The following is a 26,181-nucleotide window of genomic DNA, read 5'->3' as shown; positions in this document are numbered from 1 at the left end:
GCTCAGGCTGCGGCTTCTGCTGCTTTGGCGGCAGCGGCTGCACGTTCCTGTGCCTTCTTCTTCGGAGCAGACTGCTTGGGCTGCTCGTTAAAGCTCGGCTTGGCGATCAGGCCGGCATTGCCAAGGAAGCGGGCAACACGATCAGTCGGCTGCGCACCCTGAGAAAGCCAGTGCGTGATGCGTTCGTTTACCAGACGCACGCGTTCAGCGTGGTCGGAAGGCAGCATCGGGTTATAGGCACCCACTTTTTCAATAAAGCGGCCATCACGCGGGCTGCGGCTGTCTGCCACAACGATGTGGTAGTAAGGACGCTTCTTGGCACCTGCGCGGGCAAGACGAATTTTAACACTCATTCGGAATACTCCAGACCGAAAAACAAAACCCGGAAAACTTAGGCAGAAACAGGCCGCATCAGCGGAAGGGAGAACCGCCAGGACCACCCGGCGGGCCTCCACCCATTCCCTTAGGCATGAGCGCAGACATTCCCTGGCGCATGAGACCTTTCACGCCGAGTTTGTTAAAACGCTTCATCATGGTGGACATCATGTCGAACTGCTTGAGCAGCTTGTTGACGTCCTGAACTGTTGTTCCAGACCCTGCGGCAATACGTTTTTTGCGCGAGGCCTTGATAATCCCCGGCGCACGACGTTCGCCCCGGGTCATGGAACCGATAATGGCAAGGTGCTTTTTAAGGACGGACGTATCAAGATCCTTGTCCCCCAGCGCTTCCTTGACCTTACCCATACCCGGCAACATTCCCAGAATACCGGAAATGGAACCAAGCTTGTTGATCTGGCGGATCTGGGATGCATAGTCATCCAGATCAAACTTGCCAGCCATCATGCGCTGGGCCAGACGCTCACCTTCCTCGTGGTCCAGCGTATCCGCTGCCTTTTCCACAAGACCGGCAATATCACCCAGACCCAGAATACGGCCCGCCACACGCTCGGGATGGAACTCATCCAGCGCGTCCAGCTTTTCGCCCGAGCCTGTCAGCTTGATGGGCGCGCCGGTAATGGCCTTCATGGACAGGGCCGCACCACCGCGCGCATCACCATCCATACGGGTCATGACAACACCGGTCACACCCACGGCCTCGTTAAACGCCTTGGCGGTATTGACCGCGTCCTGCCCGGTCATGGCGTCCACAACCAGCAGCGTTTCCGCCGGGTGTGTTACGTCCCTGATCTGGCGGACTTCCTCCATCAGCGCTTCGTCAATGGACAGACGACCCGCCGTATCGAGGATAACGACGTCATACCCTTCCTTGCGCCCGACATCGAGCGCGCGGCGGGCAATCTCAACTGGCGTCTGCCCCGCAATAATGGGCAGGGAGGTTACACCAGCCTGCTGGGCAAGCTGGGCCAACTGCAACTGGGCGGCAGGCCGCTGCGTATCGAGCGAGGTGAGCAGCACCTTTTTACGCTCACGCGTAGCAAGGCGCAGGGCCAGCTTGCCCGATGTGGTGGTTTTACCCGACCCCTGAAGCCCGACCATAAGCACCGGCACGGGTGGGGTGGCGTTCAGGTTAAGGGGGGCAACACCTGCGCCGCCGAGGGCGTCGATCAGCGCATCATTAACAATTTTCGCAACGGCCTGACCGGGCGAAATGCTTTCCAGCACCTCCTGCCCAACCGCGCGTTCCTTAACCTTGTTAACAAAGTCTTTAACAACGGGCAGCGCAACGTCCGCATCCAGCATGGCCAGACGGACTTCGCGCATGGCCTCCATCACATCAGCTTCAGACAGCGCGCCACGTTTGGCGAGACCATCAAAAACCCCGGAAAGCTTGCCTGAAAGAGCTTCGAACAAGTGCAACACACCCCATAACGAGACGCGCCACTGCGCGAACACTCGCGGAGTGGCGATCCTGATTTGTTGCAGGGCTTACGGTACGACCGGGCCCTGAGTCAAGGAACTTCTGGTTTTTACTTCTTCTGGCTATCGGAAGAAATCTGCTGGGTGGGATGCTGCAGGGCATTCAACTGGTTCAGCAGGTCATGGATCCTGTGCTGCCGCTCACGCATCTGGGCCAGTTGCTCAGGCGTCAGCACGTCATGAATCCGGCTGGCGGTCTGGAGGTGCCGTGCCTCGCGCTCTGCGCGCAGGGCGGCCAATTTCTGCTGCACCTGAGCGATCTGGTTCTGATCCAGCGGGCCGGGTGTGCTCAGCAGATCCTCTATCTGTTCATGCAGTTTTTCAAACTCTTCCTGCGTGTCCTGCGCCTGATCCTGATCATGCGCTTCCTTGAGGATGGCTGTGATCTGGTTGCGCTGCTTGCGGGTCAGGTCCAGCCCGTCCAGCACATTGCCACCCGGACCACCAAAGCTGGAGCCAGCGCCCATGCCGCCACCCCAGCCGCCCGGCCCTGCCGCATGCGCCGACAGACCGGAGAGAGAAAGCCCCGCGACCATTGCCGCAGCCAAGACGCCATTGCTGATCTTCATGACCTGAAATACTCCCCTGCAAAAACGGATGCCACTGTTTGACAGTAACCACAAAAACACCAAAACACCCCGCACGCAAACACACCACACCCTGCCTTTGCAGAGCATGGGCGACCAGCGCTCAGGTCTGGTGCATTAACGCTTCAAACCGGGCGGCTGTTTCCAGTTCCATCTGCATCCGGGCAATGCGGTCCGTCACCTCCGTATCCTGCCCCCAGACCACCATCTGCTGGCGTTCATCCACCGTAGCGCAGGCAACCAGTTCCTCCACCGGCGCGCCATCGAGCAAAGCCAGTCCCAGCACCAGACTCCCCAGTGCCGGAACAGCTACACCCAGCACAGCAAGCTGCGCGTCTGTCATGCCTTCCATAACCGCCCCAAGAACCAGCAAGGCCTGATCGGACTGGCAGATGGGCATGACCCCGAGCGTGGTCCGGAACGTGACGCCGTAAGTTTTATCCAGCCATGCCAGCCACGGGTCCCACAAAGCTGCCTGCTGTTGCGCCAGCTTGCCGCCTGCGCCGTCGCGGTAGCAGATCAGGTCGCTGTTGGCGTAAGCCAGAAGGCTTTGCACCACCCCGTCCCGCGCCTGCGGAATACGTTCGAGCATGGAGCCTGCAATGCCGGTTAATGGCAGGTCATCGGGGGTAAAATAGCCTTCTGCGGTTTGCCCTGCAGCCTGCCATTCAGCCACCAGAGCCTCGGCCAGCGCGCGGGATGGCACACACAGGACCGTTTTGCCCGGCAGGCGTACGCTGCGCCCGTCCAGATTAACAGCAAACCCTCCATCATGCGGGACAAGCTGGACCTGCTTCCAGAACCGTTTGCGCCCCGCCGGGCTACGCCCGGGCATACCCGTTCCCTTCGCGCTCACCGGAACAGCCCCAGACCATGCAGCATGTTCATGATCTTTTCCTCCTTGCTGGCTTTCTTTGTCACCACAGTCGGGCTTGGGCCATCGGCTCCCTCACGCGCAGCAGCCAGAAGCGGCGCGCAGGAGGATGCCTCGCCCCCTTCCCCGCCAATGGTAATGCCAACGCGCCCATCCTGTGCGGCAGCCATGCTCACCTGCGGGTTATTCCACGGCCCCGTGACCCGCAGGGAGGACGACGCCGAAGCCCCGCCAAGCAGCACCTGCGGTGCCAGCCCCATGTTGAGCTCATGCGTATCCAGAGTAACCGTTCCCTGCCCGCGCAGGTGCAAAAAGGCGCTTTCCAGCCCGACCTGATCAATATGAGCCACGCCGTTGGCAAACTGTGTATGTACGCCAAAACAGCGCACCGGCATCTGCCCCTTGACCGGCACCTGCGGTCCCAGCAAACGGCGTATGAGCCCTCCACCCACGCTCCCATCCACCACGGATGCTCCCAGATGCCCCGCAAGGGAACTGCTACGCGCAGCCCCCGTATCGCCCTGAGCAGAGAGCGCACCCACAAGCTGGACCGTGCCCTGCATATCCGGTGCAACCTGCATCCATGCCTGTACAACCGCCAGAGGCAGGAACACCGAGCGGGCGGAAACCTCCACCTGTGGCTGCGGGCCAGACAGATCATACACAAACCGGGCAACCTGCTGCTGGCCATTCCCCACGGCGTGGATGGGGTCCAGCACCAGACGGGCGTTGGCAAGTACACCATGTGTTTGCACCTGCGACCATGCAACACCCTGCCAGCTTACGGCCTGCACCTGCATGTCCCCCGCCAGCGCAAGGTTATGCATGACATCCGCAACTGTATGGTTTTTATATAAAAATTCCGTTTTTTCGGTTTCAGCATGCCCGGTAACCGTCAACCCGGTGGCATCTGGCCATTGCCCGCCAAACGCCAGATGGTCCAGCGTGCCCTGCACATCCAGCGCGGAATGAGCGGCACTGAGCGCGCCCTTGACCTGCACGGACGACTGCCCCTGCGTCAGCGCCAGATCCACGGGTGCAGGCGTTTGTTCCTGCATCTGCACCAGTTGCGCCAGAGTGCCCGCGGACCCGTTAAGACCCACAGGCTGGCTGCCCAGTTGCCCTTCCACATGCAGGCTGAGCGGGTCCGTTGGGGTGGGCGCATCCACCACAGCCCGGACAAGTGCCGCCTGTGGCAGCCAGCGCCCCAGATCCACACGCCCCGTGCGTATATGCAGGCTCTGGATCTGTGGAGCATCACCACTCCCTGCCACGCTCAGATCCACCGAGAGGTTTTGCCCGTCAGGCAGGTCGGCGTGGGGGAAAAAGGCGTTCAGATCCTGTAACTGCCCGACCGAGCCGCCCATATGCAGGTTATACACACGCTCGGCCTGTGGTGCGTTGATCACGCCATCCACATGCGCAAGACCTATGGAATGCCCGCCCTTGTTCAAACTCAGGCGGAGTTGCAGGGGCAGTTGCGCGCCAAGGGGCCAGAACGGGCCTGTCTGCCCGGTCAGGCTGAAACTGGCGAGGTCCTTCTGGCCCTGTATGTCCAGATCGGGGGCCGTGCCATCCAGCCCACGCAACATGGCCTTGCGCAGGCCAAACGTGCCTGAATAATGGGTCAGCGCGTCATCCCACACCACAGTCGCCTGCACGATGTTCAGGTCCGATGCGCTGACATTCCAGTGCATCCGCACGGCAGGTGCCGGGCTTGCCGCCTGCTCCGTGGCGGCCGGTGGGGTCAGCAGCCAGTCCGCCCGGCCATCGCTTAGGCGGCGCAGGGTGATTTTGGGGGCAATAACGCTCACATCCCGGAACGCAATACGGTGGGAAAACAGCGGTATGATAGAGAGTCGTGCCCGCACCTGCCTGACCGCCAGCACGTCCGGACCACCATCCTCCACGCCGGAAAGGCGCACATTCTGCGCCTCCACCCAAGGGAAGGGCAGCACCCACACATGCAGCGTACCAATGCTCAGGTGCCGCCCGGTGCCCTGCTCCACCGCATCACTCAGCCGGGTTTTCAGCCATGTGGCATCCTGCGTTGCGGAAAAAATTGTCCCGCCACCCGCGACCACAGCCACAACACCCGCAAGCAGGCCAATTTTCCACTTAAACCGCATTGTCACGTTTTCTCCCGCGCGAGGTCGGTTGCCGCTCAGCCGCCCTTGCGCGCAGGGGGCGGCGTTGTTCCGGGTGTAAAGCCAAGAGCGCGGAAGGTCTCGCGCATATGCGCGGGGAGTTCTGCGCTTACAACAAGGCGGCCACCTGCGGGGTGAGGCATGTCCAGCTCCCGCGCATGCAGGTGCAACTGGTCCGTAAAGCCGGAGGGGTGCGCCGTGGCCCCACCATATTTGGGGTCGCCCAGAATGGGGGTGCCAAGGGATTCGCAATGCACACGCAACTGGTGTGTGCGCCCCGTAAGGGGGGAAAGCCCAAGCCACGAGAACTTGCGGGCTGCCGAATCCAGCACTTCGTACACAGTGCGGGCGGACTGGGCATCCTCATCCTTACGGTCGGCAGCAACGGTAATGGCTCCCGGCCCGGCACCCAGACGGGCAAGCGGCTGGTCGATCTCGCCCGAGAGCGGGTCCGGCCTGCCCACAACAACAGCCCAGTATGTCTTTTTAACGTCCCGCCCACGGAAGGAGGCCGCAAGCTTGGCCGCCACACCGGGAGTTTTAGCCAGCAGCAGCAGGCCCGATGTATCACGGTCAATCCGGTGGACCAGCCTTGGGCGCGGGTCATCGGGGTTTTCACGCAGGCCATCGAGCATCATGTCCACATGGCGGGTAATGCCCGGACCACCCTGCACGGCAAGGCCGGAGGGTTTATTCAGCACAATCAGGTGCTTGTCCTGATAAACGACCATACGCTGGATTTCGCGCACCAGCTTGTCGTCCAGCGGGCGCGGCACATCACGCGCGGGCTTGGCCGCCATGGGAATGGGCGGCACGCGCACGCTCTGCCCCGGCTCGAGCCGGGTGGAAGCCTCCACCCTTTTGCCCTCAACGCGAATCTGGCCGGTACGGCACAGTTTTTGCAGCGCGCCCTGAGTCAGATGCGGGTAATGGCGACGGAAATAACGGTCGAGGCGGATACCGGCCTCGTCCTCGCTCACGGTAAGATTGACAACACTCATGCGCTGATATTCACGACTGGCGCCGTTCCCGCAAGCGGGACCATGTTTCCAGCCTGTGTTTGACCTCCCTTTCGTAGCCTCTACCCGTTGGATTATAAAAGGTCTGGCGGCGCATACCATCGGGGAAATAATTCTGCCCCGAAAACCCTTCCTCCGCGTCGTGGTCGTATTCATACCCCTTACCGTAGCCAATATCCTGCATCAGCCGCGTGGGCGCGTTCAGGATATGCGCGGGCGGGATAAGACTGCCCGTGGCCTTGGCGGCACGGCGTGCAGCCCCATACGCCTTGTAGGCGGCGTTGGATTTGGGGGCAGTCGCCAGATGCACCACAAGCTGGGCCAGAGCCAGCTCACCCTCGGGGGAGCCAAGCCGTTCATACGTCTCCCACGCGGCCACGGCCAGAGGCAGGGCGTTGGGGTCGGCCATGCCCACATCCTCGGTGGCAAAGCGGGTCAGGCGGCGGGCCAGATAACGCGGGTCCTCGCCCCCTTCGAGCATGCGCGCAAACCAGTACAGCGCGGCGTCGGGGTCCGAGCCGCGGAGCGATTTGTGCAGGGCGGAAATAAGGTTGTAATGCTCTTCCCGGTCCCGGTCATACAGAATGGCTCTTTTGGCCAGCAACCGGGCCAGAGCCTGCGCATCCAGCGGTTTTGTATTTTTCAGGCTTAAAACCTGCTCAACCATGTTCAGCAGGTAGCGCCCATCCCCATCGGCCATGGCGCGCAGGGTGGCGCGCCCGTCCTCCGTAAGCGGCAGGGGATGGCCTGTCTCCTCTTCCGCGCGGGCCAGCAGAGCTTCCAGTGCCGGGTCATCCAGCCGGTTAAGCACCATAACCTGACAGCGCGAGAGCAGGGCCGAGTTCAGGGCAAAGGAAGGGTTCTCGGTCGTGGCCCCTACCAGCACCACGGTTCCGTCCTCCACCACGGGCAGAAAACCGTCCTGCTGCGCACGGTTGAAACGATGAATCTCATCCACAAACAAAAGTGTGCCCACGCCCCCGGCCGCCAGCCTGCGCGCGGCGTCGAACGCTTTTTTCAGGTCCGCCACCCCGGAAAACACGGCCGAAATCTGCATGAACTGCAACCCGGCCGCCTGTGCCAGCAGGCGGGCTATGGTGGTTTTGCCCACACCCGGCCCACCCCACAGGATCAGGCTGGGCAGGGTGCCGCGTTCAAGCATGAGCGTAAGCGTGCCCTCCGGCCCCAGCAGGTGCCCCTGCCCCACCACATCGGCCAGACAGGCCGGGCGCAGGCGGTCCGCCAAAGGCTGGGTGGGAGCGGGCCTGCCCCCCGTGCGCGCCGGAGCAGCATCGGCATCCGGCGCGGAGGAGGCCCCGCCAAACAGGTCTTCCCCCGTCATGGTGCTGCGTGCCGTGTGGTCATGGCGTTCATACCTTCAGTCTCAAAATCTGTCCTGTTCGCCGTATATATCGCCATGCGCGGCCTGTTTTTCCAGTAGCTACGCAAACCGGGCCGTGCTGGGCGGGCCCCGTCTGGGACGATGTTATTCTTCCGGCTGGGCAGGCAGGTCGAACGTGCTGGCCGGAATGTCCGCCCCCGGATGCACGTCAAACAGGGTCACGCGGGTCTCATGCCCCTGCGCATCCAGCACACTCCATGAGCGCAGGGCCAGCGGGGTTTCATAAAACACCAGTGTCAGGCTGCCATCTCCGGGAGATGCCGTGCGCACCAGTTTGACCGCAAGCAGCCCGGCCTCGTGGCGGAAGGCGGTCAATGTAACCCCGTCAGACAGGCTGACATGCTGGGCCAGCAGAAGCCCAAGCGGGGTCCGGTCCATGGGAATGACCGTTGTCTGGTCCAGCTGGCTGTCGCGGAACACGACCTTGCCCTGATTGGCAACCAGCAGCAAAGGAGATGGCGGGTCGTAGGCCAGACGCATCTGGCCGGGGCGCTTCATCCACACCGTGCCGGTTGTGCGTTTGCCCTCCGCATCCATCTGCTGGATGCGGGCCTTGAAGGTGAGCGCATGGTTAAGCTCCTGCTCAATCCGGGCAACCCATACCTTGTCCGCAGCACTCAGGCGTGCGGGCTGCACGGTGCTGGTAGCTGCGGTATCAGCACCGCCTTCGGCATCCTGCGCATGGGCAGCCCCCGCCAGCAGGAGCAGACCGGCACATAATGGCGCAACAGCACGAAAAACTCTTATCATGAACAGGGCATCTCACTTTGACTGCCAGCTATTACAGCCAGCCATTACCGCCAGCAAAAAACGCAGATACTCTCAAACCACCAGCAACCCGAGCGCCAGCGCCAGCGCGATGGTCAGTCCAATTTTGCGGTTGGCATAAAACTGCGCAAGGCACAAAGCCGGTCTGGCCGGGTTAACCGCCACAGCCTGCCGCCAGAACAGCACACCGGGCAGCAGCAGCGCGGGCCAGAACAGCCAGCCAGAACCAGCCAGCAGGCCAGCACACGCCAACAGCACAAGGGTCAGTCCGTAGCACACGCCGATAAACGCCCGTGCCCGCCCGGCCATAAGGCGCGAAGTGGATTTAACGCCAATCCGCGCATCATCCTCCATGTCCTGAAAGCCATAGATCGTATCAAACCCAAGCTGCCAGACAATCGTGGCAGCATAAAGGGCGGCCTGTGCCCATGCCAGTTGCCCCGCAGCCGCCGCATACCCCATGGGTGCGCCAAAGCCGAACGTAAACCCCATGACAAGCTGCGGCCACCAGGTAAACCGCTTGGCCAGAGGGTAAAGTCCCACCAGCACAAGGGAGGATACCCCCAGCATCCATGAAAGAGGGTTAAGCTGCACCAGCACTCCAAGCCCCATAACCAGCAACAACGCCAGAAAGGCCGTGGCCTGCCGCATGCCCAGCGCGCCGGACGCCAGTGGCCGCCCCGCCGTGCGCGTAACCTGCCGGTCAATATCGCGGTCCCACATGTCGTTGACAACACAGCCCGCCGCCCGCATGACCAGACTGCCAATGCCAAACAGCACAATCAGCCTGACCCGCTCCATAGGAGCCACGCCTTGAGGGAGCAGAATGCCCCATACACCGGGCAGCCACAGAAGCCATGTTCCCACCGGCCGGTCCAGCCGGGCCAGCAGGGCATAAGCCTGTAGGGAGGGAGGAAGACGGGCAATCCATCCCGTAACCCGGATGTCGGTATGGCTGGTGGAAGCAGACACGATTCTGATAAGGCCTCTGGTCAGGAACAACGGGCACCGTTTTGCGCCCTTCCCTATGCCACAAACTGGTGCGGACCATAACCTCCCCCCGCCATCTCCTTTGCAAAACAGGGTATTTCGTGCGTAAACCGGGCCTGTTCCTCCCACCCCCGAGCAGATGCAGGATAAATGACCGGCATGAATGGCCTCTCCCGCCTCCCCCGCCTGTATATGGACCCCGCCCTTGTGCCCACGACGCAGGAAAGCGCTCCCTGTCCGATCACCCCCGAGCAGGCACGCTACCTTGGCACTGTCCTGCGCAAAAAGGCCGGGGAGCAGGTGCGTGTGTTCCATGCAGGCATGGGGGAATGGCTGGCCAGCATAGCCGAAATCCGCAAGGACCGGGGTGGGCTGACCCTTGAGCGCCAGCTACGCGCCCCGCAGCCCTGTCCGCCCCTGCGGCTGGCCTTTGCCCTGCTCAAGCGCGATGCCACCGATCTGGTCCTGCGCATGGGCACCGAACTGGGTGTGACGGAATTTCTGCCACTTGTCACCGAACGCACCAACACCCACCGCATCAACCCCGAGCGCCTGCACGCCATAGCCGTGGAAGCCGCCGAACAATGCGAAAGACTGGACATACCGGCCATAGCGCAGGTGCAGACCCTGCCCGCATTGCTGGGGAACTGGCCGCAGCAGGCAAGCCTGTTTGCCGCAATAGAAAGGCTGGACGAGCGCGAGAACACACCCCACCCCACCACGCGACCGGTGCAGGAGGGAGATGGACTCCTGATCGGGCCGGAAGGCGGGTTGAGCGATGATGAATGCCAGACCCTGCTCAAGCGCCCTTTTGTTGCCCCAATTTCCCTTGGTTCACTGGTGCTGCGGGCCGATACTGCGGTGGTGGCGGGGCTTGCGCTGCTGGGCAATGGCTTGCGCTCTGCCCCTGTTTCATCACAATAAAGCAATTGCTCCTGTCTTGCCGTGCAACCGCAAGGCTGTTTTTGGGATACAGAAAACCTCATGTCCAACCCCGGTGCTTCCGACACAACGCCCATCCATTCCATTGCGCAGTTGGCCGAACTGCTTGCGCAGGGCTGCAAACCGCGTGATGCGTGGCGCATAGGCACCGAGCATGAAAAATTCGGCTTTGTGCGCCCCGAAGCCACCGTGGGCGCAGACGCACCTCAGGCTGGCAGCGCAGCCTACGCAACACCCCCCTATGCCCCACAGGGCATAGAAACCCTGCTGCGTAACCTCCACAAATCCGAACCCGATGACTGGACCTCCGTGCTGGATGACGGGCGCATTATCGGGCTCAAAGGTCAGGGAGAGGCTGCGGGGGCCGCCATATCACTCGAACCGGCCGGGCAGTTCGAACTTTCCGGCGCGCCCCTGCGCACCCTGCATGACACGGCGGAAGAACTGAGCAACCACTTTGATGCCATGCGCCCGCTGGCACGCAAGCTGGGGCTGGGCTTTGCGCCGCTGGGCTTTCACCCCACTGCAACCCGTGCTGACCAGCCATGGATGCCCAAAACACGCTACGGCATCATGCGCGACTACATGCCCAAAGTCGGCACCATGGGGCTGGACATGATGCAGCGGACCTGCACCGTGCAGGTTAATCTGGACTTTGGCTCCGAGCAGGACATGGTGCGCAAGATGCAGGTTTCCATGGCGCTGCAACCCGTGGCCACGGCCCTGTTCGCCAACTCTCCCTTTGTGGAGGGCAAGCCCAACAACTTTCTTTCCAACCGCGCACGCGTCTGGACTGATACGGACAATGCTCGCTCGGGCATGCCTGCCTGCGTGTTTGAAAAAGACTTTGGCTTTGAACGCTATGTGGACTGGGCGCTGGACGTGCCCATGTACTTCATCATGCGTGAGGGCCGGATGCACAACGTGGCTGGCCGCTCCTTCCGCGCATGGCTGAAGGGGGAGCGGCAGGATGGGCTGGAAGGCTTCACCCCCACGCTGGGTGATTTTGAAGACCACCTGACAACCGCCTTCCCCGATGTGCGGCTCAAGCAGTTTCTGGAAATGCGCGGGGCCGATGCAGGCTCGCCCGAAATGATGATGGCCCTGCCCGCCCTGTGGACTGGCCTGCTGTATGATGACTCCGCACTCGAAGCCGCATGGGAACTGGTGCGCACCCGTCCGTGGGAAGACTACGTAAAGCTGCGCGAACTGGTGCCCATGATGGGGCTGGACACCCCATGGGGTGAAGGTACGGTGCGCGACCTTGCCGCCCATATGCTCTCCATTTCCATGGATGGCCTGCAAAACCGGGATATGGTGGACGAACAGAGCCAGACGAGTGAATGGGTGTATCTGGCCCCGCTCACAGCCCTTGCCGCGGGCGCCCCCACACAGGCCGAACACTGGCTGGAACGCTATTACGGCCCGTGGATGGGCGATGCCTCGCGCATTTTCCTTGAAAGCGAAATCTGATTACAGGACAGACAAGAGACGCTGTTCCAGCCGGGCCGACTGGACCGACGCCCTAAGCTGCTCCCGCGCCACCATGCGCGCTGCCTGCCCCATGCCTGTGCGCACACCGGCCTGTAGAACATGGGCCAGTGCCTGCGCCAGTGCCCGCGCATCCCCCGCTGGCACCACCAGCCCCCCTCCATCAAGCAGGGTTGTCTCCAGCCCGGCCTCGCTGGAGGCCACAACCGGCACGCCATACATCATGGCTTCAGCCGCCACACTGGGCAGGCCCTCCCGGTCTCCCCCAGCAGCACGTACACTGGGCACGACCAGTGCTACCGCATGTTCAAGCTGCTGGCGGAGCTGCCCGGCACTTAACCAGCCAGCAAAACAGACATGCTCAAGCCCTGCAGCATACTGCTCCATGGCCGCACGCATTGGCCCGTCGCCCGCCAGTACCACAGGTGGTGTTAGTCCCTGCCCAGCCAGAATACGCAGGGCATCCAGCAGAACAGGCAGTCCCTTTTTTTCCACAAATCGTCCGGCAAATACCAAACGGTCAAACGGTCCTGGGGCTGGCGGCACATCCTCTGTGCCAATGTGCAGCACCTCAAGCTTGTGGGCGGGCACACCGCGCTCCAGCAGCCTGTCCCGCACTCCCTCGGACACGCACACGAACATGGCGCTGTAATCCAGCAGACTTTGCCACCGGCGCTGAAAAATAGGGGGCGGAAAGCGGCTTGCGTAATGCCTGTCCTTAAAGGCATCGCCTCCGTGGAATGTCACGACCAGTGGCAGGCCCAGTTGCCGGGCAATGGGCAGGGCCAACGCGCCCCCCCGCCCAAACTGGGCATGGACCACCACGGGGGCCAGATCAGCCACGGCACGGCCTGCCCCCCACCCCAGTTGCCTGAACGCCAGCCGCTGCATCCCCCCTGACACATGACCTTCGCCAATAATGCGTAAGGTTGAGGCCATATCCGCCGGAGGGTTATCACGGTGGCAACCAACCCAGTAAGGCCGCAACTGGCTGAAGGCCATGTACTGCCTGCGCATAAAGGCATGCTCGGAAGCGGGCAAAAGCCGGTCCCTGTAGACAAGGCATGTTTTCATGCAGCCTTCCCCCTAGCTCTCGCCACGTAATAGGGCATTATGCAGAGCGCCCGCCCAGCAGGCGGCTGGCACTGAGGAGTGCTGCAAACAAAGCCACACACCCGGCGGCCAGCAGGCATTCACGGTTGGCGGCATCTGCCCAGAGGGTAAAAAAGGCAGCAACTCCTATGGCCCCAACCGTCTGCCCGGCCTGACGGGCTACCTGCACCATGCCGCTGGCGCCCCCTGCCCTGTGCAGGGGGGCCGCAAGCATCATCGCCCGGTTGTTGGGGGGCTGGAAACACCCGAACCCCCATCCGGCAAGGGCCGTGCGCCAGGCAATATCCCATAATGCAGGGTGGGCTGGCAGTTGCCAGAGCAGGAAAAATCCCGAAGCCGTCAGCCCCAGCCCGATTGAGGACAGAACCCCGGCCGAAATACGGTCCGCCACCCGGCGGATAACCGGGGCCGAGAGCATAATACCAATAGGCCACGGAGTTATGAGCAGCCCGGTCTGGGCGGAGCTGAGGCCCAGCGAGTCATGCAGGGTAAAGGGCATGGAAACGATATAAAAATTGGATGCGATAAAACCGCAGAACCCGGTGGTAAACGCCACGGCAAAATCGGGACGCCGCAAAAGGTCAACCGGCAGGATCGGCTGGGCCAGCCCGACCTCACGCCGCACCAGCCATACACCTGCTATAAGCCCGCATAACAGCAGCAGCAAAGAGCCAACCCAGCCCTGCGCATGGGCCAGACCATCGCCCCCCATAATGCAGGCTCCAAAAGCTGCAATACACAGCAGGCTGCCAGTCATATCGGGCATACGGGCTGCACGTGGCGTATTGGGCAGGGCGTAAAACGCCATACCAAGGGCCGCGGCACCCAGCGGCAGGTTGATCCAGAACAGCCATGGCCAGGATGCAAAGGTAAGGATACCCGCAGCCGCCGTAGGCCCCAGCGCCACCCCAAGAGCCACCACCAGCCCGTTAAGGGCCATGCCGCGCCCGATTTCCGCCGAAGGGTAAATAAAGCGCACCAGAGCGATGTTCACACTCATGATGCAAGCCCCCCCTATGCCCTGCAACACCCGTGCACCGGCCAGTACCGGCAGGCTGGTTGCCATGGCGCATAAGAGTGAGGCCACCATAAAGAGCAGAATGCCCGCACGGCACAACCGTGCAAAACCCACCCGGCTGCCAAGGGCTGCCAGCGGTAGCAGGGAAACCAGACTGGCCATCTGGTACGCATTGACGATCCAGATGGAGGAGGAGGAAGACGCCCTTAGGTCTCGCGCAATATCTGGCAGGGCCACATTGGCAATGGCGTAGTCGAGCAGCGCCAGAAAAACCGACAAGGAAACCGCCAGCATGGCCCAGTTTCTGGCCGAGCCATGCAAACCATCGGAGGAAGGTGGCTGGCGGGGCGTGGTCTGCTGGGGGGGCGTCATGCTGGTTCTGGCTCCTTACTGGGGGCAGCACACTGCCGGTGGCAGAGCTGTCAGCCCATGACAAAGCCGCAGCGGATACCCCTTCTGCGCGTAACCTGACCCGTTGGGGTCAGGTATTCGCGTATGGGTTTTTGGTACCACGCGTTTGCAGCCGAATGGGTACACCCGGCAGGTCAAACGCTTCACGCAGGCCATTGACCAGATACCGCTTGTAATCATCAGGCATCTGCTCGGCTCGGGTGCCAAAAATAACAAAAGTTGGCGGACGGGATTTAACCTGCGTCATATAACGCAGCTTGAGCCGCCTGCCATCCACCAGCGGAGGCTGGTGGCGTTCGAGCATTTCCTCAAACCAGCGGTTGAGCGCACCTGTGGGAACACGGGCGTTCCATACGGTCCAGGCTTCATGCACGGCGGGGAGCAGCTTGTGCACCGCCGAACCGGTCAGGGCGGAAAAGGTTACAACCGGCACGCCACGCATCTGGGCAAGGGAAATACTCAGCCGGTCCAGAATGGCCTTGCGCGTGGCTGTACGGTCTTCCACCGCATCCCACTTGTTCAGTGCGAGCACACAGGCCCGTCCCTCCCGCTCGATCAGGCGGGCAATCTGGAGATCCTGCTCATGTACGCCAAGGGTGGCATCCAGCACCAGCACCGCCACTTCCGCCATTTTCAGAGCTTCAATGGAGGCCGAGACAGACATTTTTTCCAAGGCCTCATCAATACGGGCCTTTTTACGCAGGCCTGCCGTATCGACAATCTCGAACGTATCCTCCCCATCACGCAGGGTTACCGCAATGGAATCGCGCGTAAGGCCCGGTTCGGGACCGGTAATCATCCGCTCTTCACCCAGCAGGGTGTTCAGCAGCGTGGACTTGCCCGCATTAGGCCGCCCGACAATAGCAACCTTAAGCGGACCCTTGGGGCGAATGTCCTCTTCACCCTCTTCCGACAGGTCGGGTTCGGGGGCCCATTCGTCCTCTTCATCCCCCACCTTGTCAGCGGGCAGGCGTTCTGCAATTTCCCACATCAGGTCGGTCACGCCTTCGCCGTGCTCGGCGGACAGGCCCAGCGGGTCACCCAGACCCAGCGCATAGGCTTCCAGCGCGGCCGCCGTCCCCTGCCGCCCTTCCGCCTTGTTGGCGATCAGCAGCACGGGCCGGTTCTGGCGGCGTATCCACTGGGCAAAATGCTCGTCGGTGGGGGTAATACCCGCGCGTGCATCTATGCAGAACAGAATAAGGTCCGCTTCCTGCACCGCACTCTCGGACGAGGCCCGCATGCGGCCAAACAGTGTGTCTGGTGCGGCTTCTTCCAGCCCGGCAGTATCAATCAGGCGTATGTGGCGGCCACGAACAAGGGCAACCCCTTCCTTGCGGTCACGGGTTACACCGGGGGTATCGGCCACCAGTGCCTGCCTGCGCCCCACAAGGCGGTTGAACAGGGTGGATTTGCCCACATTGGGGCGTCCGGCAATAACAACAACCGGCAGGTCCCCCGTCGGTATCGGCGGGAGGGGGCGCATGGACTTGCGACGTTCAACCATAGGAGATCAGGTTTCCGTCATTAGTTACGACAAGCATTTGATTGTCCACAACAATAGGAGGCACGAAGGAGATGGCCTCCATGGCATCGATAGAGATAATTGCGCCGGTTAGCGGGTTAATACGGATCATACCGTTTTCTGGCAGGGTGCTCAGGCACACAAGCTGGCCGCCCGCCATGATGGGGCCAAACCATGTGACAATGTCCTTGCTTTCCTTGATCTTGCGGAAACGGCGGAGCTGGGTAATCCAGCGCACATGGCCCGAAAGGCGGTCAATACAGGCGATCTGCTGGTCGAGGGAGACGACATACAGCCATTCCCCAACGCACAGGATGCTGTTCTGGCTGGCAACGGAACGCTCCCACACACGGCGGCCCGTGCGGATGTCCACCGCAGCCAGCACCTGCGCCATGCTGATCGCATACACAACGCTGCCCACAATAACCGGCAGGCCACGCACGCAGTTCAGGTTGAGCGTACTGGCCTGTGCGCCAACATTGCCGAGCATTTCGCTCCACACGACCTCACCACTTTCGGCACGGAAGGCAATCAGGTCGCCCCCGCCAAAACCTGCCACCACAACGCCGTTGGCATAGGCGGGAGCGGCCTGGCCAAACACCGTGGTTTCGGCCGCTGTGGCGGCGTATGTCCAGATCTGGTGGCCGGTTGCAGCATCGAGCGCAAAAAACCGCTCGTCAATTGTACCAAAATAGACCCGACCTTCGGCAATGGTCGGGGCGGAACGGCCGGGTGTTCCTACATCGGTCCGCCATTTGACCTTGCCTGTTGCAGCATAAACGGCAACAGCCTGCGAAATGCCATCCACAATATAGAGTACGTCCCCGGCAACCCCGATGCCACCACCGGTATTGCTGGAACGCGACTGCTTGGGCCGTGGGTTAAAGGTCCACACATGCCGCATGGCAGGCCATGTAAAGGCACGGATAACGCCCTGTGCATCCATAACGAACAGCCGACCGTCATGGACAACCGGCGGGCAGGACAGCATACCCCGCCCCAGCGAGCCCAGAGCGGCCCACGCCATAAGGTCCGGCTCGGAAATACCCGCACCAACGCTATGCTTCCAGCGGCGTTTAAGCCCGCCCCACGCGTAGTTGCTGCCCGTATGCTCGGGCACGCGGCCACTGATCGGCCATTCAGAAACCGTAACAGGTGCTGGCAGCGTAATGACGGTGCGGTCTTCCTTATCCACCATCAGCCCTGCGCCCGATGACAGGATATCCGTACGATGCCCGGCCAGCAGGGGTTTGTTATCGTCATCATCACCACAGGCGGCCAGTGTGGGGGCAAGGGCTGCCCCGGCCAGCAGGCTCCTGCGGGTCAGGCCGGAACGGGCTGTGCCGCCCATATATGTTTTGCTGCTCATGGTTTTATCCTGCTGACGGATCAAGGGCCTGCATCATGTCCTGTGCGCGGTTGCGTACACCTGCTGGTGTTTCGGCCGAGTCCACAAGGGCAGACAGTTTTTTACGGGCATCATCCTTATGCCCTTCGCGCACATCCAGAACTGCCAGCGCCTCCACGGCAAGGCCGTTCCAGGCCTTGCCCGGCCCGGTCAGCAGGGAAAGGCGCGAGCGCAGGGTTGGAATATCCCCCGTATCAAGCTGATGCTGGCACCATAACAGGGTTGCAATGCTGCGCAGGGCCGGGTCGGCTGCGGGATTATCCTGCACAGTGTTCCATGCAGCCAGTGCCGCGGGGGCATCACCCCGGGCAGCCTGCACGGCGGCTTCCTGCATCCGGGCCAGTGTCGCCACACCCCGATCACCCGATGTTGCCAGCTTCTGCAGGGCTTCCAGACCGCTCTGCGCCTTGCCGACAAGGGCTATGGGGCCGCTACCCACCTGATCGGGCAGGTGATCGGTCTGGCGCAAGGCGGCCAGATACGTGCCTGTCGCTGCCTGATCCAGTGCCTTGTACTGTGCAAGCTTCCACGACCACAGACCCGCACCAGCCACAACGACCACCGCTGCGGCAACAGCCACACCGGCATAACGCCGGGCAACCGCACGCATGCGTTCTGCCTTCAGCTCTTCGTCAACTTCCCGGTAAATATCCTCTGCCACGATCCGGCCCGTTCCTGTTCCTGCCAATACATGCCTGTCCGTATTATGGCATATCTGCCCCAGCCGGACGCATCACACAAGGCCAGCGTGTCTGTTATGCGCCTGTTATACCGCCTTACGGCCCAACAGGCAGCACGGCAAAGGCCCAAAAGCGCTTAGTGCGCCGCTTTCTGCAACTTGGCACCCCCCGCCTTGAGCGCGGTTGTCAACTGGGTAAAATTGGCCCCGATGCGCTGCTGCACGGCGGTACTGCCATCATGAATATAGGCAATTTTATCCCGTGCTTCGTTGCTGATTGCGGTTTCTTCCTTCACTGCAACCCTGGAGACACAGGCATTATAGGTGCGGGCGGCTTTTTCGTAAGCGCTGACCTTGTCCACGCTGGCATTATATTTTTCCACACTGGACACATCAACCACGGGGGCCTGCGGTTCCGCACCACAGGTGGAAGGCACCCATGCCCGCTCCCCCGCATGGGCGGGAACACATGCAACCATAGCCACCAGCCCCCCGATGGAAGCCAGCAAAAAACCTTTCTGCAACATTGCCAAAATACCCTTATTGCCCAGACAGTGGACCCAAGCGGGCAGGCTGCTCCGCTGGAGCGGACCAGCCTGCGCTGTAACGCCCCATCTTCTGGCATATGCCGCGCAAATGTCCATATCTGCTTTGCTTGGAAAAGAGACAAAGAGACAGTATAGCCTGATTGCATGCGCATTCTTTTTATTACGGCCACACGTCTGGGGGATGCGGTGCTTACCACCGGTATTCTCAACACACTTATACAGCAATGGCCCGATGCGCGCATAACCGTTGCCTGCGGGCCTGTTGCCGCCGGGCTGTTCAGCCACATGCCCGGACTCGAGCGGGTTCTGGTCATGCACAAACGCCGCTACGACCTGCACTGGCTGGATTTGTGGAAAACCTGCGTCCCCACCCGCTGGGACATGACCGTGGACCTGCGCGGTTCAATCATCAGTTTCGCCCTGCGCTCGGGGCGGCGGTTTGTCATGCGTGGGGGGCGCAGGCCCGGCAGGCGGGTGGGGCATCTGGGCGCCCTGCTCGGCCTTTCCCCTGCTCCGCACCCTACGGTGTGGCTCAACAATGCCGACCAGCAGGCTGCCGCGCAGGTTATACCGCCCCCCACGTCTGATGCACCGGTTATTGCCCTCGGCCCCACGGCCAACTGGCACGGCAAAATCTGGCCGACAGAGCATTACCTGCCCCTGTGGCGGCAGCTTGCCGCCACATACCCCCAAGCCCGCCCTGCCATTTTTTACGGCCCCGGCCCGCAGGAGGCGGAACTGGCCCGCCCCGTGCTGCACGCCCTGCCCCACGCCATAGATGCCGGAGGACGGTTTACCTTGACCGAAACCGCCGCCATGCTGGCCCGTTGTGCTTTGTATATTGGTAACGATTCCGGGTTAATGCATCTGGCCGCTGCGGCAGGCACACCCACACTGGGGCTGTTCGGCCCGTCCCGCGCATCGGAATATGCCCCTACCGGAGCCATGACGCACTGGGTGGAGGCACCGGGGCCGGAAGGGCTGGCGCCCATTGCCGGGTTAAGTGTGGAGCGCGTCGCCCATGCGGCTCTGGCACTCCTGCGGCAAAGCCAGACGTGAACAGTCTGCCTATGGTCCCATTGCCCCACCCGGTCTAGAGTTTGCACCAGCGGCCTGCATCCTTGCACAAAAGGACACCACACCATGCCATTACCCGCCCCATCCCACATCACCCGGCTTGAGGGCCGTACTGTTCTCAAACTTTCCGGCGCGGACCGTGTGCGGTTTTTGCAAGGACTGGTCACGGCGGATATTGAAGCCCTGCAACCAGCCCAGGCCGCATGGGCCGCATGCCTGACCCCACAGGGCCGCTGGCAGGCAGATTTTTTTGCCATACCCGACCCCGATGATACCTGCCTGCTGCTGGACTGCGCCACCGAGCAGGCCGAGGCCCTGCGCACACAGCTCATGCGCTTCCGGCTCCGTTCGGATGTGCAGATGGAACTGACGGCACTCCCCGTTTATGCCGCATGGGGCAACAGGCCCGAGGCCACCTTGCTGGAAAACGCAATAAGCGTTGCAGACCCCAGACTGCCCGCCGCAGGCTGGCGGCTGATAGACCCACCCGCCGGCACGGAGCAGACCGCCACCCAACTGGACTATGACCTGCACCGTCTGGCCCTTGGCCTGCCTGATGGCGTACAGGACTGCGAACCGGGCCGCACACTGGCAGCCGAGGCCAACATGGACCTGCTTGGCGGCATTGCCTGGAAAAAGGGGTGCTACATGGGGCAGGAAATCACAGCCCGCATGCACTACCGCACGCTGCTCAAACGCCGCCTTGTGCCCATTGCCGCCACCGTTCCCCTGCCCGCGCCGGGTACCCCCATCCTGCATAACGGGCAGGAGGTCGGCACCCTACGCTCCTCGCGCGATCATATCGGGCTGGCGCTGCTCAGGGTGGATATGGCCGACAAACCCCTGACCTGCCTTGACCATAACGTGGTTGCCCGCCCCCCCGCGTGGCTGCTACCAGCCCTTGGCACACCACCAGACCCCTCCGCCACCACACCGGACAAACCATGACCTACACCGCACCCGATGCCGCAGTGCTTGATGCCATGCTGGGCACAGTCAGATACGATGCCTCCGGCCTGATTGCCGCCATTGCCCAGCAGCATGACACGGGCGAAGTGCTGATGATTGCCTGGATGAATGCCGAAGCCCTGCGTGAAACACTGCTGAGCGGGCGCGTCTGCTACTACTCACGCAGCCGCAAGAAACTGTGGCGCAAGGGCGAGACGTCCGGTCAGGTCCAGCTCCTGCACGAAGCGCGGCTGGACTGTGATGCAGACGCCGTTCTGCTTCTGGTCAACCAGATTGGCGTTGCCTGCCATACCGGGCGCAGGAGCTGCTTTTACCGCGCCTTCTCCCCCACCGGGCTGCTTGAACTGACCAAGCCTGAAGTTGACCCCACCGAGCTTTATAAAACCCACGGCCACACCCACGCCTGAAGGGTAGCCCCTTACGACCGCCCCCGCGCGGCCAGCAGGTCCAGCACGGCAGATGCCGCCGCATCTGCTGGCAGGCTCCCCCCCGGCCCTTCCAGCCCGTGCAGGACCGAGGCAAAGGCCGCTTTCTGGGCCTGAGCCACGGTGGGGTTTTCAAACAGTGTCTGCACCTCGCGCGCCAGCACGTCTGGCGCGCAGTTTTCCTGCAACAGTTCGGGTACAACCGCCCGGCCTGCAAGCAGGTTGACCATAGCCACATAGGGCACCCGGATCAGCCTGCGCGCCATAAACGCCGTCATGGGGTTAACCCGGTACGTTACCGCCATGGGCACGCCAGCCAGCGCCAGTTCCAGCGTGGAGGTGCCCGATTTGGTCAAAGCCGCCCCGGCTGCGGCAAATGCATCATGCTTGTCGTCCACATCTGTCACCACAATCGGGCGAACGGGCCAGTTATGCACGGCCCGCTCAACAGTAGCCGCCACCACGGGGGAAACCGGCACAACCGGCACCACATCGGGCATGCTCGTGCGGAGTAGCGCCAGCATCTGCCCGAATACGGGCAGCAGCCTTGGCACTTCCGAGCGGCGGCTGCCGGGCATAAGCACCAGCACCCGTGCGTTATCCGCCAGTCCGTACCTTGCCCTGAACCGGGCGGCATCGCCCTCCTGCGCACCGGATTGCAGAACGGGGTGCCCCACAAAGCGGGTTTTCAGGCCATGCCTGCCAAAAAACTCTTCCTCAAAGGGGAGCAGGCATAGCAATTCGTCCCAGAGACCGGGGAACTTGCGCACCCTTTTCTGCCGCCATGCCCATACCTGCGGGGCCACGTAATGCACACGCAGGATACCCATGCCCGCAATCCGCCGGAGCAGGCGCAGGGCAAAGCCGGGGCTGTCTATGGTAATCACCAGATCGGGTTTTTGCGCCACAACATCCGCCACAGCCTGATTAAGCCTGCGCGAAAGCTGGCGCACACGGGGCAGGATTTCCACCAGCCCCATAACCGCCAGATCCCGCATGGGAAAAAGGCTGGCAAGCCCCTCCTGCGCCATGCGCGTGCCTCCCACCCCGGCAAAACGGATATGCGGGTTACGCGCGCGGAGTGCGTGCATCAGTCGGGCACCCAGCACATCCCCGCTCGCCTCTCCGGCAAGGATCCATACAAGGGGGGATGGAGGGGGCAGTTCAAGCATCTTCACGCACCAAGAACACAACGCAAGCCCACCACCATTCCGGCCAAACAGAGAATGTGCAAGCCATGATGCGTAAAGAAAAACCTTTCCGCACATAAAAAGTCCGGTTTATGGCTGGGAGCATCAAACCATCTCCCTCTAGTTTAGAGGATATTTTCTGCCTCGTGCGTTATCAGCATTGCCATAACGGGTGGCAGGCCGGGCATGATCTCGGGGGCGGCGGGGTCGGTTGCGCTGGCTACTGCGGATCTGGTGCATGGGCACGGGCTGCAATACCTGCTGCTGGCAACGCTGGACCACCCCAACCTGCTGGCCTGAGCGCACAAAAAACCTGCACCACACCCCCGCACAGCCCAAAGCCGCTCCGCCTCTAAACCGGGGTCGGGCGGCTTTTTTGTGTTTTGGGGAACAGGCGCGTCGCCAGCACGGCCGCCGCTATGGCCGCGTAGATAAATGGCTCAACATGCCAGACCTTAAAGGCGATGCTGTAGTGCACGCAGGCCAGCACCATGGCCACGTAAACCGTTCTGTGCAGCGGTGCCCACCGCTTGCCCAGCCGCATAATGGACTTGCGCGTGGAGGTAGCCGCCAGCACGCACAGGATAACAAAAGCCAGCAAGCCAAAGCTCAGGAAGGGGCGCGTGGTAAAATCCGACCAAATCAGGGCAGGGTTCAGCTCGCGCGCCCATGTCAGGTAGAGTGTTACGTGCAGGGCCGCATAGGTAAAGGCCAGCAACCCCAGCGGCCTGCGATAGAGTATGAGGTTCATTCCGGTAAACCGCCGCAGGGGCGTCACCATGAGCGAAACCAGCAGGAAGCGGAACGCATAACGCCCAAAATCATGCAGGCATTCGCGGTAAGGCCTTGGCCCCAGCCAGCCCAGCCACCCTTCCACCAGATCAAACACGGCGGGGAGCAGGAACAGGCTGTAAAGCAGAACCTGCCGTGCCAGTGGCGACAGGTTTTTGCGCCGTGCGCGACCGGCAACAGGTGGAGCCATGATCTGCCTTTATTCTTCCGGGGTGCCTGACAGCGCATCCAGAGCATGCGCCTTAACCTTGCAAGGAGTTTGTGCGTTATGTCCATAATACGCAAGAACATGCAGGAGTCTCTGATACCATGAGCACAGCAAAGACAATCGGCTTTATCGGGTTTGGCGCAATGGCCAGCCGTATGGCTACAAACCTGAAAAAAGCAGGGTTTGCTGCCGTGGCCTACACGCCTTCCGGCAAGGGAGGAGACGAAAACACCGCCTTCCTGCCCAGCCCGGCAGATGTTGCCAAAACGGCTGATATTGTTCTTGTGTGCGTCCCGGATGATGAGGCCCTGAGCGCCAGCATGTACGGCCCACAGGGCGCGCTGGCCGGCATGCCCGAGGGCGGGCTGTTACTGAACACAAGCTCTGTCTCCCCCGAAGCCGCACAGACCTTGCTGGATGCGGGCCAGAAGCTGAAAGTCAGCGTTGTGGACTGTCCGGTTTCTGGCAGCACGCCCGAGGCGGACAGCGCCAGTCTGGTGGTGCTGGCTGGCGGCAGTGAGGATGACATGGCCCGCGCCAAACCGGTGTTTGACGCCATTGGCCGCCTGACCATTCATGCAGGCCCGGCAGGCAGTGGCGCACGGCTCAAGCTGGTGATTAACGGGATTATGGGGGCCGGGCTGGCCGCCGTGGCCGAAGGCATTGCCTATGGTCTGGCCGCAGGGCTCGAGCGCAGCATGCTGTTTGACGCGCTGGATAACATGGCCGTGATCTCCCCCCACCACAAACGCAAGATCAAAATGGCCAAGGAAGGGGATTTTTCGCCCCAGTTCCCTACCCGGCTCATGCAAAAAGACATGCGCCTGCTGCTCGATGCCTGCGCCCGTCTGGCCGTGCCCGTACCCACCATGGCCGCAGTCACGCAGGAACTCTCCCTGACCCGCCGCGCCGCAGCAGATGCGGACTATTCCGCCCTGATCGGGGTACTGGAAAACATTGTGGCCAACGACCCGTAAGGGTTTTGCAGCCACCCAGGCCGTTCAGCCGCGCTCAAACGCACGCAGGGCCTTAACACCCTGCCACATGAGTGCGGCGCGGTCCCCCAGCCCGCGGGGCTGCCCGGCCTGCCGGGCAGTACCTGCCAAGTCGCGCTCAGCCAGTACGGCAGGCAGAGCCGCAAGGCGGAATGGCGCGGGCAGATGGGGCCAGTCCAGCACAGCCAGCCATGCCTGCCCCTGTAGCCTGAGCGCTTCCTGCCGGGCAGGCCATATAAACCGCCCCGATTGCTGGAGCACGGGCCAGTGCCGCAACATGGCTCCTGCCCCGTAGGCCATGCCACAGGCTTCCAGCCTCAGCAGGATGGCAGGGTCTTCCATCCCCAGCAGTTCGCCCAGTGCGCGTTGCAGCGCTCCGGGGCCGTCACGCATCATGCCCTCCCATGCCGGTTGATCACGCGCACCGGTCAGCTCCATCTCGCAAGAGTGAACAAGGCGGAGCAATGTGGTCTGCCGGGCTTGCCCGCACGCCATCATCTCCAGCAGAAAGGGGGCCAGAATGTGCTCGGGGGGACGGGCCTTTTCCAGCACCTCACGCCACCATTGCAGGCGGATCAGCCCAGCCATGGGCCCGGCCACCGCTGCCGAGCGGGCCGGGGCCAGCACGCGAATCAGCTCATTATGGAACGCCAGCAGCACTAGCCCGCCGGGCTGTACGGATGCGGGCAGAAAACGCACACAGAGCAGCCTGTCCGCATCCCCCGCTGCAAGCCCCGCCAATGCCTGCATATCGGTACGTGATGGAGGGGTGTTCATGGCTGTGTCCTACTTCTCTTACCCGGTAGCATGTTGCAAATTCATGCTGTTTCATGCGTAATGCACATATAGCTTTCCTTACGGACTGCCGCGCCACCCCACCCCCACCAGCAGGGCAAGTTTCCGTGAGCAAGGGAAAAGAGACATCGGACCTTCATCCGCTGCCTCTGTGCCATATGGCGCACCCATAGCTCTGGACAGGCGCGTTTTGGATACGCCCTGCTTGATACGACGGAGTTATGTCATGGCTTTTGAACTGCCAACCCTCCCTTACGCCCCCAACGCCCTTGCCGCACGTGGCATGTGCCAGGAAACGCTTGAGTTCCACCACGGCAAGCACCATCTGGCCTACGTAACCACCCTGAACACGCTGCTCGAAGGCAAGCCCGAGCTTGCTGGCAAGTCTTTGGAAGACATCATTCTGGCCGCACATGGCAAGGCTGACCTGACCGGCCTGTTCAACAATGCTGGCCAGCATTGGAACCACTCGTTCTTCTGGAACAGCCTGTCCACCTCCGGTGGCGCCATGCCCGAAAAGCTGGGGGCCAAAATTACCGCAGACTTTGGCAGCATCGACACCTTCAAGGAAGAATTCCGCAAGGCCGCCATCTCCCAGTTCGGGTCAGGCTGGGCTTGGCTGGTACTGGGCAAGGACGGCAAGCTGGCCATTACCAAAACCCCCAACGGCACCAACCCGCTGGCCGAAGGTCAGGGCACGGCGCTGCTGACGGCGGATGTGTGGGAACACTCCTACTATCTGGACTTCCGCAACCGTCGCCCGGACTACATCACCAACTTCCTGGACAAGCTGGCAAACTATGAATTTGCCGAAGCCCAGCTGAACGCGGCCTGAGTGCAAAACCACCGGCCACAAGCCGGTCTGGTGTAAAAAAGGCGGGGCTCCCACGGGGCTCCGCCTTTTTTATATCGGCCATTCCATAGGGTGTG

At 62.0% G+C, this 26,181-nt stretch carries 25 protein-coding genes; 7 read left to right on the top strand and 18 right to left on the bottom strand.

Annotated features, from left to right (window positions below; translation table 11 throughout):
- Positions 1–2: 2 nt before the first annotated feature.
- The 9 genes from rpsP to ubiA all read right to left on the bottom strand — a co-directional run bounded on the left by rpsP (position 3) and on the right by ubiA (position 9,647).
- Complete coding sequence (rpsP, locus tag AB2L51_RS03115) at positions 3–353, bottom strand: 30S ribosomal protein S16 (RefSeq protein ID WP_048852797.1); 351 nt, start codon at positions 351–353, stop codon at positions 3–5.
- A gap of 58 nt (positions 354–411) precedes the next feature.
- The gene (ffh, locus tag AB2L51_RS03110; protein WP_395581327.1) at positions 412–1,812 is read right to left on the bottom strand and encodes a signal recognition particle protein; all 1,401 of its coding nucleotides are present in this window, start codon (positions 1,810–1,812) and stop codon (positions 412–414) included.
- A 116-nt stretch (positions 1,813–1,928) separates the two neighbouring features.
- Entirely contained in the window at positions 1,929–2,447 is a 519-nt protein-coding gene (locus AB2L51_RS03105; RefSeq protein ID WP_395581328.1) for a Spy/CpxP family protein refolding chaperone, read from the bottom strand.
- Positions 2,448–2,568: 121 nt separating this feature from the next.
- The gene (locus tag AB2L51_RS03100; RefSeq protein WP_395581329.1) at positions 2,569–3,300 is read right to left on the bottom strand and encodes an ATP12 family chaperone protein; all 732 of its coding nucleotides are present in this window, start codon (positions 3,298–3,300) and stop codon (positions 2,569–2,571) included.
- A gap of 17 nt (positions 3,301–3,317) precedes the next feature.
- On the bottom strand, positions 3,318–5,468 hold the full coding sequence (locus AB2L51_RS03095; RefSeq protein WP_395581457.1) for an AsmA family protein: 2,151 nt from the start codon (positions 5,466–5,468) through the stop codon (positions 3,318–3,320).
- A gap of 35 nt (positions 5,469–5,503) precedes the next feature.
- On the bottom strand, positions 5,504–6,487 hold the full coding sequence (locus AB2L51_RS03090) for an RluA family pseudouridine synthase (protein ID WP_395581330.1): 984 nt from the start codon (positions 6,485–6,487) through the stop codon (positions 5,504–5,506).
- A gap of 10 nt (positions 6,488–6,497) precedes the next feature.
- Positions 6,498–7,847 (bottom strand): replication-associated recombination protein A, encoded by a 1,350-nt coding sequence (locus AB2L51_RS03085; protein ID WP_395581331.1) that lies wholly within the window; start codon positions 7,845–7,847, stop codon positions 6,498–6,500.
- A 144-nt stretch (positions 7,848–7,991) separates the two neighbouring features.
- A complete protein-coding gene (locus tag AB2L51_RS03080) occupies positions 7,992–8,657 on the bottom strand; it encodes a LolA family protein (protein ID WP_395581332.1) in 666 nt (221 codons plus the stop codon).
- A gap of 72 nt (positions 8,658–8,729) precedes the next feature.
- Positions 8,730–9,647, bottom strand: a complete 918-nt coding sequence (gene ubiA, locus AB2L51_RS03075; protein WP_395581333.1) for a 4-hydroxybenzoate octaprenyltransferase — start codon at positions 9,645–9,647, stop codon at positions 8,730–8,732.
- A gap of 177 nt (positions 9,648–9,824) precedes the next feature.
- Between ubiA and AB2L51_RS03070 the strand changes: the two genes are divergently transcribed.
- Both AB2L51_RS03070 and AB2L51_RS03065 read left to right on the top strand, forming a co-directional pair.
- On the top strand, positions 9,825–10,589 hold the full coding sequence (locus AB2L51_RS03070) for a 16S rRNA (uracil(1498)-N(3))-methyltransferase (protein WP_400920664.1): 765 nt from the start codon (positions 9,825–9,827) through the stop codon (positions 10,587–10,589).
- Positions 10,590–10,649: 60 nt separating this feature from the next.
- Complete coding sequence (locus AB2L51_RS03065) at positions 10,650–12,080, top strand: glutamate--cysteine ligase (protein WP_395581335.1); 1,431 nt, start codon at positions 10,650–10,652, stop codon at positions 12,078–12,080.
- On the opposite strand, the gene AB2L51_RS03060 is transcribed toward AB2L51_RS03065, so the two are convergent.
- The 6 genes from AB2L51_RS03060 to AB2L51_RS03035 all read right to left on the bottom strand — a co-directional run bounded on the left by AB2L51_RS03060 (position 12,081) and on the right by AB2L51_RS03035 (position 18,779).
- Complete coding sequence (locus AB2L51_RS03060; protein ID WP_395581336.1) at positions 12,081–13,172, bottom strand: glycosyltransferase; 1,092 nt, start codon at positions 13,170–13,172, stop codon at positions 12,081–12,083. It lies immediately after the preceding gene.
- 37 nt (positions 13,173–13,209) lie between these two features.
- Complete coding sequence (locus tag AB2L51_RS03055) at positions 13,210–14,601, bottom strand: MFS transporter (RefSeq protein WP_395581337.1); 1,392 nt, start codon at positions 14,599–14,601, stop codon at positions 13,210–13,212.
- A 109-nt stretch (positions 14,602–14,710) separates the two neighbouring features.
- Positions 14,711–16,126, bottom strand: a complete 1,416-nt coding sequence (gene der / locus AB2L51_RS03050; RefSeq protein ID WP_395581458.1) for a ribosome biogenesis GTPase Der — start codon at positions 16,124–16,126, stop codon at positions 14,711–14,713.
- 13 nt (positions 16,127–16,139) lie between these two features.
- A complete protein-coding gene (locus AB2L51_RS03045; protein WP_395581338.1) occupies positions 16,140–17,534 on the bottom strand; it encodes a PQQ-like beta-propeller repeat protein in 1,395 nt (464 codons plus the stop codon).
- A 4-nt stretch (positions 17,535–17,538) separates the two neighbouring features.
- Positions 17,539–18,234 carry a hypothetical protein gene (locus AB2L51_RS03040; RefSeq protein WP_395581339.1) on the bottom strand — a complete coding sequence of 232 codons (696 nt, stop codon included), beginning with the start codon at positions 18,232–18,234 and terminating at the stop codon, positions 17,539–17,541.
- Between the two features lie 155 nt (positions 18,235–18,389).
- Positions 18,390–18,779, bottom strand: a complete 390-nt coding sequence (locus tag AB2L51_RS03035; RefSeq protein ID WP_395581340.1) for a hypothetical protein — start codon at positions 18,777–18,779, stop codon at positions 18,390–18,392.
- 165 nt (positions 18,780–18,944) lie between these two features.
- On the opposite strand from AB2L51_RS03035, the gene AB2L51_RS03030 reads away from it, so the two are divergent.
- The 3 genes from AB2L51_RS03030 (at position 18,945) to hisI (ending at position 21,253) form a co-directional block, all read left to right on the top strand.
- Positions 18,945–19,859, top strand: a complete 915-nt coding sequence (locus tag AB2L51_RS03030; RefSeq protein WP_395581341.1) for a glycosyltransferase family 9 protein — start codon at positions 18,945–18,947, stop codon at positions 19,857–19,859.
- Between the two features lie 84 nt (positions 19,860–19,943).
- Complete coding sequence (gene ygfZ / locus AB2L51_RS03025) at positions 19,944–20,825, top strand: CAF17-like 4Fe-4S cluster assembly/insertion protein YgfZ (RefSeq protein ID WP_395581342.1); 882 nt, start codon at positions 19,944–19,946, stop codon at positions 20,823–20,825.
- Positions 20,822–21,253 carry a phosphoribosyl-AMP cyclohydrolase gene (hisI, locus tag AB2L51_RS03020; protein ID WP_395581343.1) on the top strand — a complete coding sequence of 144 codons (432 nt, stop codon included), beginning with the start codon at positions 20,822–20,824 and terminating at the stop codon, positions 21,251–21,253. Before ygfZ ends, hisI begins: the two co-directional genes overlap by 4 nt.
- Before the next feature lie 11 nt (positions 21,254–21,264).
- On the opposite strand, the gene lpxB is transcribed toward hisI, so the two are convergent.
- Positions 21,265–22,443 carry a lipid-A-disaccharide synthase gene (gene lpxB / locus AB2L51_RS03015; RefSeq protein ID WP_395581344.1) on the bottom strand — a complete coding sequence of 393 codons (1,179 nt, stop codon included), beginning with the start codon at positions 22,441–22,443 and terminating at the stop codon, positions 21,265–21,267.
- A gap of 370 nt (positions 22,444–22,813) precedes the next feature.
- A complete protein-coding gene (locus AB2L51_RS03010) occupies positions 22,814–23,443 on the bottom strand; it encodes a protein-methionine-sulfoxide reductase heme-binding subunit MsrQ (protein ID WP_395581345.1) in 630 nt (209 codons plus the stop codon).
- Between the two features lie 119 nt (positions 23,444–23,562).
- Between AB2L51_RS03010 and AB2L51_RS03005 the strand changes: the two genes are divergently transcribed.
- Positions 23,563–24,438 carry an NAD(P)-dependent oxidoreductase gene (locus tag AB2L51_RS03005; protein ID WP_395581346.1) on the top strand — a complete coding sequence of 292 codons (876 nt, stop codon included), beginning with the start codon at positions 23,563–23,565 and terminating at the stop codon, positions 24,436–24,438.
- A 24-nt stretch (positions 24,439–24,462) separates the two neighbouring features.
- On the opposite strand, the gene AB2L51_RS03000 is transcribed toward AB2L51_RS03005, so the two are convergent.
- Positions 24,463–25,233: a squalene/phytoene synthase family protein gene (locus tag AB2L51_RS03000; protein ID WP_395581347.1), complete on the bottom strand. Its 771-nt coding sequence runs from the start codon at positions 25,231–25,233 to the stop codon at positions 24,463–24,465.
- Positions 25,234–25,477: 244 nt separating this feature from the next.
- On the opposite strand from AB2L51_RS03000, the gene AB2L51_RS02995 reads away from it, so the two are divergent.
- Entirely contained in the window at positions 25,478–26,086 is a 609-nt protein-coding gene (locus AB2L51_RS02995) for a superoxide dismutase (RefSeq protein ID WP_395581348.1), read from the top strand.
- Positions 26,087–26,181 lie beyond the last annotated feature (95 nt).

Origin of the sequence: Acetobacter fabarum (assembly GCF_040702925.2) — a bacterium.
In the GTDB taxonomy this organism is placed as follows: Bacteria; Pseudomonadota; Alphaproteobacteria; order Acetobacterales; family Acetobacteraceae; genus Acetobacter; species Acetobacter fabarum_B.
This window is presented reverse-complemented; position numbering and strand designations above follow the sequence as displayed.